The 12,126-nt window shown below is 72.4% G+C and carries 10 protein-coding genes; 8 read left to right on the forward strand and 2 right to left on the reverse strand.

The window, feature by feature from the left end:
* Window positions 1–7: 7 nt before the first annotated feature.
* Window positions 8–1,462: a DEAD/DEAH box helicase gene (locus AB0C21_RS09255; RefSeq protein ID WP_149262721.1), complete on the reverse strand. Its 1,455-nt coding sequence runs from the start codon at window positions 1,460–1,462 to the stop codon at window positions 8–10.
* A 200-nt stretch (window positions 1,463–1,662) separates the two neighbouring features.
* Window positions 1,663–2,142: a rhodanese-like domain-containing protein gene (locus AB0C21_RS09260; RefSeq protein WP_500203532.1), complete on the reverse strand. Its 480-nt coding sequence runs from the start codon at window positions 2,140–2,142 to the stop codon at window positions 1,663–1,665.
* Window positions 2,143–2,255: 113 nt separating this feature from the next.
* Here AB0C21_RS09260 and AB0C21_RS09265 point away from each other — a divergent pair, with 113 nt between their 5' ends.
* The 8 genes from AB0C21_RS09265 (at window position 2,256) to AB0C21_RS09300 (ending at window position 12,067) form a co-directional block, all read left to right on the forward strand.
* Window positions 2,256–3,239, forward strand: a complete 984-nt coding sequence (locus AB0C21_RS09265; protein WP_500203533.1) for a helix-turn-helix domain-containing protein — start codon at window positions 2,256–2,258, stop codon at window positions 3,237–3,239.
* A 669-nt stretch (window positions 3,240–3,908) separates the two neighbouring features.
* The gene (locus AB0C21_RS09270; RefSeq protein ID WP_500203534.1) at window positions 3,909–5,324 is read left to right on the forward strand and encodes an iron-containing redox enzyme family protein; all 1,416 of its coding nucleotides are present in this window, start codon (window positions 3,909–3,911) and stop codon (window positions 5,322–5,324) included.
* A 133-nt stretch (window positions 5,325–5,457) separates the two neighbouring features.
* Complete coding sequence (locus AB0C21_RS09275) at window positions 5,458–5,820, forward strand: Rieske 2Fe-2S domain-containing protein (protein ID WP_500203535.1); 363 nt, start codon at window positions 5,458–5,460, stop codon at window positions 5,818–5,820.
* Window positions 5,817–6,902 (forward strand): 50S ribosomal protein L11 methyltransferase, encoded by a 1,086-nt coding sequence (locus AB0C21_RS09280; protein WP_500203536.1) that lies wholly within the window; start codon window positions 5,817–5,819, stop codon window positions 6,900–6,902. Before AB0C21_RS09275 ends, AB0C21_RS09280 begins: the two co-directional genes overlap by 4 nt.
* Window positions 6,899–8,401 carry an iron-containing redox enzyme family protein gene (locus tag AB0C21_RS09285; RefSeq protein ID WP_500203537.1) on the forward strand — a complete coding sequence of 501 codons (1,503 nt, stop codon included), beginning with the start codon at window positions 6,899–6,901 and terminating at the stop codon, window positions 8,399–8,401. The genes AB0C21_RS09280 and AB0C21_RS09285 overlap by 4 nt, the downstream gene beginning before the upstream one ends.
* Window positions 8,394–9,524, forward strand: coding sequence for a hypothetical protein (locus AB0C21_RS09290; RefSeq protein WP_500203538.1), 1,131 nt, complete (start codon window positions 8,394–8,396; stop codon window positions 9,522–9,524). Before AB0C21_RS09285 ends, AB0C21_RS09290 begins: the two co-directional genes overlap by 8 nt.
* 21 nt (window positions 9,525–9,545) lie before the next feature.
* Window positions 9,546–10,814, forward strand: a complete 1,269-nt coding sequence (locus AB0C21_RS09295; RefSeq protein ID WP_500203539.1) for an ATP-grasp domain-containing protein — start codon at window positions 9,546–9,548, stop codon at window positions 10,812–10,814.
* Window positions 10,811–12,067: an MFS transporter gene (locus AB0C21_RS09300; protein WP_500203540.1), complete on the forward strand. Its 1,257-nt coding sequence runs from the start codon at window positions 10,811–10,813 to the stop codon at window positions 12,065–12,067. The genes AB0C21_RS09295 and AB0C21_RS09300 overlap by 4 nt, the downstream gene beginning before the upstream one ends.
* Window positions 12,068–12,126 lie beyond the last annotated feature (59 nt).

Consider the following 12,126-nt stretch of genomic DNA (forward strand, 5'->3'; position numbering starts at 1 on the left):
TGGTCGGTCAGCTGGTGCGGGCGGTCCGGCGGTCGCCCCCGAAGGAGGCGCCGCGGCGGTTGCCGTGGGAGCCGCCGCCGGTCCGGGGACCGCCGCGGCGCTCGCCGGAGGAGAAGGAGCGGTGCTCGCCGCGCCCGCCCTCGCCGTCGCGGCGGCGGTTGCCGCCCTCGCGGTCGAACGTGCGGGGGCCGCGGCCCCGGCGCGCGCCCGGCCGGCCCCGGCCGCCCTCGCGGCGCGCGGGGCGCTCGGGGATGAGCGGCTCCTCGATCGGGATGCCGGACGGCTGCCGGGCCCCGGTCAGCTTGACCAGCTCGGCGTCGCCGGTGGTCACCCGGGTCCGGGGGGCGTTGATGCCGGCGCGGCGCGTCATCGCGGACGTGGAGCGCACCTGGTGCGGCAGGACGAGCGTGACGACGGTGCCGCGCTCGCCGGCGCGGGCGGTGCGCCCGGCGCGGTGCATGTAGTCCTTGTGGTCGGCGGGCGGGTCGACGTGCATGACGAGGGTCACGTCGTCGACGTGGATGCCGCGGGCGGCGACGTCGGTGGCGACCAGCACGCTGATGGAGCCCTCGCGGAACTCGGCGAGGGTGCGGGTGCGCAGGCCCTGGCTCTTGCCGCCGTGCAGGCCCGCCGCGCGGACGCCGGCCTGGGTGAGCTGCTTGGCGAGCCGGTCGACGCCGTGCTTGGTGCGGGCGAACAGGATCGTCCGGCCCTCGCGGTTGGCGATCTCGGCGGTGATGGCGCCCTTCTCCTTGGGCGCCACGAGCAGCAGGTGGTGGTCCATGGTGTCGACGGACTCGTCCACCGGGCCGATCGCGTGCGTGACCGGCTCGTTCAGGTACCGCCTGACCAGGACGTCGACGTCCTTGTCGAGGGTGGCGGAGAACAGCAGCCGCTGCCCGCCGGGCTGGGCGGCGTCCAGGATGTCGGTGACGTCGGGCAGGAAGCCCATGTCGGCCATGTGGTCGGCCTCGTCGAGCACGGCGATCTCGACGTCGGACAGGTCGCAGGCGCCCTGCCGCATCAGGTCCTTGAGCCGGCCCGGGGTGGCCACGAGCACCTCGACGCCGCGGCGCAGCGCGTCGATCTGCTTGAACATCGAGGTCTGGCCGATGACGGTCTTGAAGCGCAGGCCGAGCCCGCGGCCGAGCGGCTCCAGGTTCGTCTGGACCTGCTGGGCCAGCTCGCGGGTCGGGACGAGGATCAGCGCGAGGGGGCGCTTGGGGGCGGCCTTGCGGCCGGAGAGGCGGGCGAGCAGCGGGAGCCCGAACGCCAGGGTCTTGCCGGACCCGGTCTTGCCGCGCCCGAGGACGTCGCGGCCCGACATGACGTCGGGGATCGCGGCGGCCTGGATCGGGAACGGGGCTTCGATGCCCTGGCGGGCCAGGGCGCTCACCAGCACCGGCGGGAGGCCGAGCTCGGCGAAGGTGGGAACCGTCTCCTCGTCCGCGATGGCGGGCATGGTCGGGTTCTGTGCAGCGGCAGCTGTGGTCACGCATTACCTTCCGAGAGGGGGCACGTCTCGGGAGGCACCTCAGTGGGCGTGGCCTGCAAGGACGAGCCTGGCGCCAGCGGCGGCGCCGAAGATTGATTCCTAGAGTCTAACGTCGTCGGGGAACGACCTTATGCCCCATCCCGGAAGGAACATTCGTCACTTCATGCTCAGCATGCACACGAAACGCCGTCGACAGGGGCCGTGAGCGGGTCCGGGGAACGCCGGGTGACGGCGCCGCCACCGGTCTCCACCGGGTAGCCCTCCCGCGCCCAGTACTCGAATCCGCCGAGCATCTCCTTCACCGGGCGGCCGAGCTTCGCGAACTCCAGCGCCGCCTTCTGGGCGCCGTTGCAGCCCGGCCCCCAGCAGTAGACCACCACGGTCGCGCCCTCCGGGACGAGCGCGGCGGCGCGATCGGCGATCTCGGCGGTGGGCAGGTGGACGGCGCCCTGGACGTGGCCCTGCGCCCAGCTCTCGGCGCTGCGGGTGTCGACGACCACGAGGCCGGGCGTCCCTTCGGCGAGTTGGGCTGCCACATCCGACACGTCCGTCTCGAACGCCAGGCGGGCGGCGAAGTGCCGGAGCGCCTCGTCGGCGGTGGCGGCGGGCGCCTGCGTCGCCGCGGGCGCCGGGGTGGCTGTGTTCATGTGCGGGCTCCTTAGGAAACGTGAGAACTCTCTCTCGTGGCCACCTCGATCCTCGGGTTCGCGGCCGCCCGTCCGGAAGTGGCGTGAATGCCGCCTATCGCTAAGATCTCGCCATGCGTCTCGCTTCCCCCTCCCGCCGGCACACGGTGTCGGTGCTGGTGTTCGACGGCATGGCGCCGTTCGAGCTCGGCACGGTCGTCGAGGTGTTCGGGCTGCCCCGGCCCGAGCTGGACGTCCCCTGGTACGACCTGCGGGTCTGCTCGCTGGAACGCGGACCGATGCGGGCGGTGGGCGGTTTCACGATGACGGCCGAGCACGGGCTGGACGCGTTCGCGTCGGCGGACACGGTGCTTGTCGTCGCCGTCCCCGACGTCCGCGCGGACCCGCCGCCCGAGGTCGTCGCGGCGCTCCGCGAGGCGCACGCGCGGGGCGCCCGCGTGGTGTCCATCTGCTCCGGCGCCTTCGCCCTGGCCGCCGCGGGGCTCCTGGACGGACGGGCGGCCACGACGCACTGGCGGTACGCCGACCTGCTGCGCCGCCGCTACCCGCTCGTCCAGGTGACGCCCGACGTCCTCTACGTGGACGGCGACGACGTGCTCACCGGGGCGGGCAGCGCGGCGGGGCTCGACATGTGCCTGCACCTCGTCCGCAAGGACCACGGCGCGCGGGTCGCCAACGCGGTGGCGCGGCGGCTGGTCGTCCCGCCGCACCGGGACGGCGGGCAGGCGCAGTTCGTGGAGGCAGCGGTGCTTCCGCCGGAGGAGGACGACCCGGTCGCGCGGGCCATGGCGTGGGCGCTCGACCATCTCGCCGAGCCGATCACGGTGGCCCGGATGGCGCGCGAGGCGTGCCTGGCGCCACGCACGTTCCTGCGGCGCTTCCAGCTGCGGACGGGGACGAGCCCGCTGCGCTGGGTGGTCGGCCAGCGGGTCCTGGCGGCGCTGCCGCTGCTGGAGGAGGGCGGCGCGCCGATCGAGGAGGTCGGCTCGGCGGTCGGTTTCGAGAGCCCGGCCACGTTCCGGCACCACTTCGCCCGGACGATGCGGACCTCGCCGTCGGCCTACCGGCGCACGTTCCGGGCGACCGCGGGCACCTGACCGCCGGCGGAAGCGCCCCGGACGGCCCGGCCCAGGGGGTCCGACGTCGGGGCCGGCGGCCGACCGCCCGACCGCCCGACCGCCTCAGGCGCTGTGCGGAAGCGGAGCCTGGCGGTCGATCTGAGCCAGGCCGCCGAGGGCCGAGGGAGGCGGGAGGCGGGGGCCCGCGGGGCCTCGGCAAGGTAACCGTCCGGTTACGGCCATCAACCGGGGAGCGGCCCCGGAGTTTCCTGACCAGCAGAAGTCACCGATGTCAGGAGCCGGTTGCGCCGCACCCGCGGCGGTCGGGCGCGAGCGGGCCGCCGGCGGGGCGGCGAGGTCAGCGGGCCCCGGAGGCGTCCAGGGCGGACACGGGGGCCGATCCGGGCGGACGCCCGCAAGATCATTTCGGACGGGACCGAAAACTCGGGCCCCGCGCCGGGAAGGCCGGCCCTTGGCACAAAGTTCCAGATCAATCGTTGATCGGTGGCCCGGGCCTTTGTTAATCTGCCCCGGCAGTCAACGGAAGCGGACTCTTACTGATCGTGAGAGACCAAATCCACTCCGCCACGTTTGTTCATCCTGCCAACAAATGAAAGCCGTTCTCGGTGACCCTGGCCGACACAATCGGCCGCGCAAGCCTCCAGCTACACCCGACCCTTGAAGTAGTCAGGTGAACGGTACAAATTAATGACAGTCCAACCACAGGCGGCTCCCGCCGCGCCCCGCACCGGCGACACCCTCGGAAAGCGGATCCTGGCATTCGCCGGCCACCCGCTGTTCCGCGGTGACGCCCATGTCGTCCACGGCCGCAACCCCTACCGCCGCATGCTCGTGCCCGGCTCGCTGGCCGAGTCCGACTTCGACCGCCCGCCCGGGCCCGCCGACTGGTCGGCCCATCGATCGCTCGCCGCACACCGGCTCCTCGGCACCTTCTACGAAGCCGAGACGGTGCTGCTCCCCGAACAAGGGCTCGACGGGCTGTACGAAGATTTCGATCTCTTCTACGGCCCGCAGCTGAAGGAACTCCGGGAAACCTCGGTCTCGGCACTGGAACGTTTCGCGTTCGGCTGCCTGGACGACGCGGTGGACGTCAGCGGCGCGGCCACCCCCGAGGTGCTGGAGGCCTACTTCCAGCACGTCGTGGACGAGGCCGCCGCCGGGCCGTCGCCCGCGCTGACCGCCATCGCCGGCGCCCGCGACAAGGAGAGCGCCGCCGACCTGTACCTGGTGCAGCTCGCGCTGGACGGCCTCACCGAGGCCTCCGCGATGTCGCGCAACCTCGCCGGCGCCTACGGCCCCGAGCAGTCCGCCCTATTCAAGATCTTCATCGACGAATTCGGCTACGGGGTCTACGACGCCAAGCACACCACGATCTTCGCCAAAATGCTGCGCAGCCGCGCCATGGCGACCCATGTGCACGCGTACTGGAACTTCTACCTGACCGGTCCGCTGGCGACGAACAACTACTATTACTACCTGTCCCGCGACCATGCGAAGTTCTTCCGCTACGCGGGTGCCGTCACCTATGCCGAGGCCGTTTTCGCGCCCGCCTTCGTGGAAATGGTCAAGGTCTTCCGCGGCATATTCGGCGACGCCGTCGATCTGCATTACTGCGACGAGCACGCGCATATCGACGAGCACCACGGCCGCATCACCAGGGACCAGGTGCTGCTCGCGCTGGCCAAGCGGCACGGCCCGCGGGTCGTCCCCGAGCTGCTGCGCGGCATCGCGGAGGCGCGGCTGATCGGCGGCTGGTTCGAGGACGACACCGCGGCGCAGATCCGCTGGTCGGACGACCTCCCCCGGCACCGGGAGCTCGCCGGTTCGGCGCGGACCGGGTCCGAGCCGCCGCAGCGCGTCGCGCTGACTCCCGAGAGCCCGTTCGGAACGCGCACCCACGACGGCGACATCGTCCTGGAGGTGGAGCGCGGCGAAGCCGACCTCGTCACGACCCCCACCGGACCGCCGGAGCGGCTGGCGCGCGGCGACTCCGTGCTGATCCCCGCCGGACGCCTCTACGGGATCCAGGCGGCGACGCCGGAGACCTCCTGCCTGCTCCACGCGGTGACCCCCGCCACGGCCCCCGCCACGGCCCCCGCCTGACGCCTCCCCTCTCCCGCTCTCCGCTCTCGACGCTCCCACCGAGACTCCCGTCTCTCTTGCCCCGCCTGACTGCGCCATGCCCAGTGCCGACCCCGCCCGTCACCGGAGCGCGCCCGAAAGACAAGAGGAGCCGATGGCCCGCGTCATCGTGATGGATCTGAGCCGGCACAACACCGTGATGGTCGGCCATGACCGCTACTTCGTCCTGCACGAGGGCGACCGGTCGCTGCTCGTCCGCGACCACTGCCCGCACCGCGGCGGCCCGCTCAGCCTGGCCCGCCGCACCCCGGACGGGCGGCGGCTCAGCTGCCCGTGGCACGGCACCAAGGTCGGCGTCTCCGCCGTGAAGCGCTCCTGCCTGCCGATGGTGCGCAGCGGGGACGAGGCCGTCGTCGTCCTTCCGGAAGACGACGCCCCCGTTTCGGTCATCCACAAGGAGATCCTCGCCAACCTGCCGCCCGACCCGACCCACGACGAAGGGGCCGAGAGCCGATGAACAGCGCACAGCCGCAGACGCAGGGCGCGGTCACCGAGATCCGCGACGGACTGGAGCTCGGCGAGTTCCTCAGGTGGGGGCGCGAGCTGCACCACCAGGGCCGCTACGAGGACGCCGCCAGGGCCTTCGAGCTGATCCTCGGCATGGACGCCGACAACCAGGAGGCCCTGATCGGCCGCAACCGGGCCGTCCGGCGCTCGGTCCCCCGCTGGCACTGGGAGATGCTGCACGACGAGGAGCGCGCCGAGCTGTACGACCGGGCGATCCGGCAGGCGGTGGCGGCCGCCCCGGGCGCGATGGTCCTCGACATCGGCGCCGGTTCGGGCCTGCTCGCGATGATGGCGGCGCGGGCCGGGGCACGGGACGTGGTGGCCTGCGAGGGCCAGCCGTCCGTCGCCGAGACCGCGGCGCGGGTGGTCCGGGTGGCCGGGTACGACGACGCGGTCCGCGTCGTGTCGAAGATGTCCACCCGGATGACGGTGCCCGGCGACCTGCCGAGGCGCGCCGACCTGCTGGTCACCGAGATCGTCGACTGCGGGCTGCTCGGCGAGGGCATCCTCGGCACGATCGCGCACGCCCGCGAGCACCTCCTCGCCCCGAACGCGACGATCATGCCGTCGCGGGGCCGGATCATCGCGCAGCTGATCGAGAGCGAGCCGCTGCACCGCAAGAACCACGTCGGCAAGCTGTACGGGTTCGACCTCGCGCCCTTCAACCGGCTGTCCACGCTCGAGTACTTCGACTCCCGGCTCTCCAAGCACGAGCACCGGACGCTGTCGGAGCCGATGACGGTGTTCGAGTTCGACTTCTACACCGCGGACGCGCGGCCGCAGCGCACCGAGCTGACGGTCCGGCCCACGGCGGCGGGCACGATGCACGCGGTCGCGTTCTGGTTCGAGATGGAGCTGCTGCCGGGAATCGTGGTCGACAACGCGCCCGAGCACGACTCGCACTGGAAGCAGGCGATCCAGTGCCTGCCCCTCCCGCTGCACGTCCAGCCGGACCTGCCGGTGTCGCTGGTCGCGGCCCACGACGGCGAGTGCGTCCGCTTCGAGGTCGAGTCCGAGGAGGTGGTCGCGTGACCGCCGCCATGGAGGCGACGGGCCCGGCGGCTGGCGCGGCGGCCATGCGCGCGCCGGCGGCCCGCATGGTGACGACGGGCCCGGCGCCGACGGCCGCCGCGGCGAGCGCCCTCGCCGCGTACTGCTCGCAGCCGATCTTCCGGCCGGGGCCCGAGGTCTACATCGAGGGCAACCCGTTCCGGCGGCCGATCGGCCCGCCGGGCGCCGGCGACCGGGACTTCTCCGTCCCGGCGACGGAGGCGGAGTTCCTCGGCAGCGGGCAGCTCATCGCGGGCCGCGTGCTGTGCAACGCCTACGAGAGCGACATGATCCTGCTGCCGCCCGCCGGGCTGGCCTCCGCGAAGGACGACTTCGAGCTCTTCTACGGCGACGAGGTGCGGGCGCTGCGCGACGCCGTCCGGCCCGGTCTGGAGCGGTACGCGTACTCCTTCCTGGACGACGCCGTCACCGTCCCGCCGGTGCGGACCCTGGACGAGCTGCAGGCGTACTTCCTCACCGAGGTGAGCGGGGCCGGGGCGCCCGCCGACATGTCGGGCAACAACCCGGCGGTCAACGCGGCGGCCGGGGTGAGTGGCACCATGCGCCTGATCACCGAGTGCCGGCGGCCGGAGGAGGCCGCGGCGCTGCACCTCATCCAGCTCGCCCTGGACGCGCTGACCGAGGCGTCGGCGATGGCGCGCAACCTCGGCGGGTCCTACGGCGTCGAGCAGTCCGAGCTCTTCAAGATCTTCAACGACGAGTTCGGGTACGGGGTCTACGGCGCCAAGCACAGCACGATCTTCAAGGAGATGCTGGCCAGCGTCGGGCTGCGCACCGACCTGCACGCCTACTGGAACTTCTACCTGACCAGCTCCCTGGTCGGGGTGAACTACTTCAACTGGCTCACCGAGGACCACCGCGGCATGTTCCGCTACATGGCCGCGGTGACCTACCTGGAGTGGCTGTTCGCGCAGGGGTTCGCCGACACCGGCGCCATGCTCCGCGCCGTCTACGGCGACCGCGTGGACGCCAAGTACTGCGACGAGCACGCGCACATCGACGTCCACCACGGGCGGATGACCTACGAGAACCTGCTGCTCGGCCTGGCCCGCGCCCACGGCGAGCTGGTCATCCCCGAACTGGTGCGCGGCATCGAGGACACCAAGCTCCTGCTGCGCCTGGGCGACGCCGACTTCCGCGCGCAGATCGCGTGGGCCGACAATCTCGACCGGCACACCGAGGCGGGCGCCGCGCTGGCGTCCTCCGCGATGGACGACGCCGAGACGAGCACGCTCCGTCCGGACAGCCCTTTCTGTACCGGCGTGTACGACTCCGACCGGCTCGTGGAGGTCACGGGCGGCGAGGTGGACGTGTACGCGTGGGCGACCGACCACCCGCACCGGCTCGGCACGGGCGACGTGCTGCTGGTGCCGCGCGGCCGCCTGCACGGCCTGAAGGCCGCCTCGCCCGAGGCCCGGGTCACCGTTCGTTCCGTCGAAAGGACGTCCCTCGATGACTGAGACCGCACCGCAGGCCGCGCCGTCGGCCGGACCGTCCTCCCCGGTCGGCTCGTACAACGAGTGGGACCCGTTGGAAGAGGTGATCGTCGGCGTGATCGACGGCGCCGCCGTCCCGCCGTGGCATCCGGCGATCGAGGCGACCGTCCCGCCCGAGGCGTGGGAGTTCTACCGCCGCAACGGCGGCGGCGGCTTCCCGCAGGAGCAGATCGAGGCGGCCCGCGAGGAGCTCGAGGGGTTCGTGGCGATCCTGGAGGGCGAGGGCGTGACGGTCCGGCGCCCCGACCCGGTCGACCAGTCCCGCCCGTTCGGGACCGCCGACTGGACGTCCACCGGCGGCTCGTCGCACACCTTCCCCCGCGACATCGCGCTCGTCGCCGGCGACCAGATCGTCGAGGCGACGATGGGCTGGCGGTCGTACTACTTCGCCACCCACCCCTTCCGGACGATCTTCAAGGACTACTTCCGGCGCGGCGCCCGCTGGGTCGCGGCGCCGAAGCCGCAGCTCACCGACGCTTCCTTCAACACCGACTACGCCGCGGCGAAGCCGGAGACCATGTCCCTGGACGACCCGTTCCCGGACGCGACCTCGGTCATCACCGAGTTCGAGCCGATCGTGGACGCGGGCGACTTCATGCGGTTCGGCCGCGACATCCTCGTCCAGCGCAGCCACGTCACCAACCGGTTCGGGATCGAGTGGATGCGGCGGCTGCTCGGCGGCGAGTTCCGGGTGCACGAGGTCGCGTTCGCCGACGACCACCCGATGCACATGAACGCCACGTTCGTCCCGCTGCGCCCCGGCCGGGTGCTGATCAACCCTGAGCGGGTGCCCGAGCTGCCGGAGATGTTCGCCGGCTGGGACACGGTGGTCTGCCCCGAGCCCGCCATCCCCGCCGACCAGACGATGTACTTCTGCAGCCGGTGGATCGCGATGAACACCCTGATGCTCGACCAGGAGCGGATCTTCGTCGAGGCGCAGGAGACCGAGCTGATGCGGGTCCTGGAGAAGGAGGGGTTCACTCCCCTCCCCGTCCCGTTCCGCACGGTCAACACCTTCGGCGGCGGCTTCCACTGCGCCACCCTCGACGTCCGCCGCCGCGGCGGGCCCGAGGACTACTTCTCCTGACAACCTGCGATCGAGGTCCGTATGTCCTATGACCCGCCCGCGGGCGATGAGCGTCCGCTCCTTCTCCTGGTCGCGAGCAGCTACTGGGTCTACCGCGAGTACATCCTGAAGTCGGTGTCGCAGCGGTACCGGCTGTGGCTGCTCAACCCGACCCCGGCGAGCTGGGAGGAGCCCTATATCGCCGGGCACACCGTCGTCGACTGCCTCGACCCGGACAAGCTGACGGCGGCGGCGCGCGATGTGGCCCGCGACCACGAGGTCGCCGGCGTGTTCTGCTACGACGAGGTCTACATCGAGGCGTCCGCGCACCTCAGCGCGGCGCTCGGGTTCCCCGTCCTCGACCCCGGCGCGGTGGCGCGCTGCCGGGACAAGTCCGCCACGCGGGAGGCGCTGCGGGACGCCGGGTTCCCGCAGCCCGCGTCCCGCGCCGTGGCGTCGCTGGAGGAGGCGCGCGCGTTCGCCGGCGAGATCGGCTACCCGGTCATCGTCAAGCCGCGCAACCTCGGCGGCAGCCTCGGCCTCAGCAAGGTCGAGAAGCCCGAGGAGCTGGAGGCCGCGTTCGCGCTCACCGACGGGACGCGGCTCGGCGGCATCCGCCAGTTCGACGACTACGTGGTCGTCGAGGAGTTCCTCGAGGGCCCGGAGATCTCCGTCGAGTGCGTCCTGTTCCGGGGGGAGTGCACGCCGCTGATCGTGGCGCGCAAGGTCCTCGGCGGCAGCGGCACACTGGCGTTCGAGGAGATCGGCCATGACGTCGACGCCAACGACCCGCTGCTGTCCGACGCCGGTTTCCGCGACATGCTCGCCCGCGTCCACGCGGCGGTCGGGTTCACCGACGGGTACACGCACATCGAGTTCAAGCTGACCCCGGACGGCGCGAAGCACGTCATCGAGATCAACGTCCGGCTCGGCGGGGGGATGATCCCCTACCTCGGGCTGCTGACGTCCGGTGTCGACGGGCCGCTCGCCGCGGCCGACGTGGTGGCGGGCCGCCCGCCGGCCGTGGCGTTCCCGAAGCCGCCCAAGGCGGCGTCCATCCGGTTCGCCTATCCCCCGTACGACATGGAGATCACCTCGGCGACCGTGGACAGGGAGCCGATGCGCCCGCCGGTCGCCGAGGTGGAGCTCGCCGTGCAGCCGGGCTGGCAGGTGCGGCTGCCGCCGAACGGGCTGGCCCGCTGCGGCTACGTGATCGCGGTCGCGGAGACGCTGGAGCGGACCCGCGCCGCGATCCCGGACGCCGGGCGGTACTTCACGTTCGAGGGCACCCCGCTGGAGCAGGCGCCATGACGTCCGGGGAGCACCCGACGATCCTCGCGACGCTGCGCGAGATGAGCGGGACGGTCCGGATCCTGGTCCTCGGGAACCTGATCAGCAATCTGGCGGCTTTCCTCAACGCGTTCCTCGTGCTGTTCCTGACCAGCGAGGGCTTCAGCGCGTGGGAGAGCGGCGTCGTGCTGACCGCGCTCATGATCGGCCGGATCTCCGGGTCGGCGGTGGGCGGCGCCGCCGCGGACCGCGTCGGGTACCGGTGGGTCATCGTCGGCTCCATGGCGGGCACGGCGGTGCTCACCGCGGCCCTCGTGCACGTGCCGAACATGTGGATCGGCGCCCTCGTCGCCGGGGGAGCGGGGCTGACCGCGACGGCGTACCGCCCGGCGGCGATGGCGTGGGTGGTCGAGCTGACGCCGAAGGACCGGCACGTGATGGTCTTCTCGGTGCTGCGGCTGACCTTCAACGTCGGCTCGACGGTCGGTCCGATGGGCGCCGCGCTGCTGCTGACCTACGCGTCCTACGGCGCGCTGTTCTACGTGGACGCGGCGACGTCGCTGGCGTTCGGCGTGGTCGCCTACCTGGCGCTGCGGTCGGACGCCGAGCCCGAGGTCGCCGGCGGCGGGTCCGGCAAGGACCGCGCCGGCTACGGGCAGGTGCTGGCCGACCGGCGGTTCATGCTCGTCGTGCTCGGCCTCTTCCTCACCGCGATGACCTACATCCAGTCGTCGGCCGCCCTGCCGCTGTTCGTCACGGGCTCGGGCCACGACGAGCGGGTGTTCGCGATGCTGCTGACCGTCAACGGCGGCATCGTCATCGCCTTCGAGGTGCTGCTGTCCAAGTGGCTCCAGCGCCTGCCGATCGGGGTGCCGATGACGCTCGGCATGGCGATGCTCGGCGCCGGACATCTGATCTACACCGGCCCCACGCCCGTGGCGCTGCTCCTCCTCGCGACGGTCGTGTGGACGTTCGGGGAGATCATCGCGGCGCCGTCCATGATGGCCTACCCCGGCCTCGTCGCGCCGACCGCGCTGCGCGCCCGCTACATCGCGGCGGCGACGATCCCGCAGCAGGTCGGCTACGCCGTCGGCCCCATGATCGGTGTCGCGGCGTGGCACGCGTGGGGCTCGGGCGTCTGGGTGCTGACCGGGGCTTTCGGGCTCGTGGGCGCCGCGGCCGTGGCCGCGGGCGCCGGGCTGGGGCGGCGGCGCCCGGCCGAGGAGCCGGGCCCGGCCCTGGAGCCGGCCGCCGCGGCCGAGGCCGGCGAGTGAGCCGGGACGACACGGCACGGACGACGGCGGCGGCGCCCGCGAGGACGACCCCCGCGCAA

It is taken from the genome of Spirillospora sp. NPDC049024, assembly GCF_040649235.1.
In the GTDB taxonomy this organism is placed as follows: domain Bacteria; phylum Actinomycetota; class Actinomycetes; order Streptosporangiales; family Streptosporangiaceae; genus Spirillospora.

What these genes read in the sequence shown, in the direction of transcription:
- AB0C21_RS09255 (WP_149262721.1), bottom strand. Translation starts at nt 1,462, where the DNA reads ATGCCCGCCATCGCGGACGAGGAGACGGTTCCCACCTTCGCCGAGCTC.
- AB0C21_RS09260 (WP_500203532.1), bottom strand. Translation starts at nt 2,142, where the DNA reads ATGAACACAGCCACCCCGGCGCCCGCGGCGACGCAGGCGCCCGCCGCC.
- AB0C21_RS09265 (WP_500203533.1), top strand. Translation starts at nt 2,256, where the DNA reads ATGCGTCTCGCTTCCCCCTCCCGCCGGCACACGGTGTCGGTGCTGGTG.
- AB0C21_RS09270 (WP_500203534.1), top strand. Translation starts at nt 3,909, where the DNA reads ATGACAGTCCAACCACAGGCGGCTCCCGCCGCGCCCCGCACCGGCGAC.
- AB0C21_RS09275 (WP_500203535.1), top strand. Translation starts at nt 5,458, where the DNA reads ATGGCCCGCGTCATCGTGATGGATCTGAGCCGGCACAACACCGTGATG.
- AB0C21_RS09280 (WP_500203536.1), top strand. Translation starts at nt 5,817, where the DNA reads ATGAACAGCGCACAGCCGCAGACGCAGGGCGCGGTCACCGAGATCCGC.
- AB0C21_RS09290 (WP_500203538.1), top strand. Translation starts at nt 8,394, where the DNA reads ATGACTGAGACCGCACCGCAGGCCGCGCCGTCGGCCGGACCGTCCTCC.
- AB0C21_RS09295 (WP_500203539.1), top strand. Translation starts at nt 9,546, where the DNA reads ATGTCCTATGACCCGCCCGCGGGCGATGAGCGTCCGCTCCTTCTCCTG.
- AB0C21_RS09300 (WP_500203540.1), top strand. Translation starts at nt 10,811, where the DNA reads ATGACGTCCGGGGAGCACCCGACGATCCTCGCGACGCTGCGCGAGATG.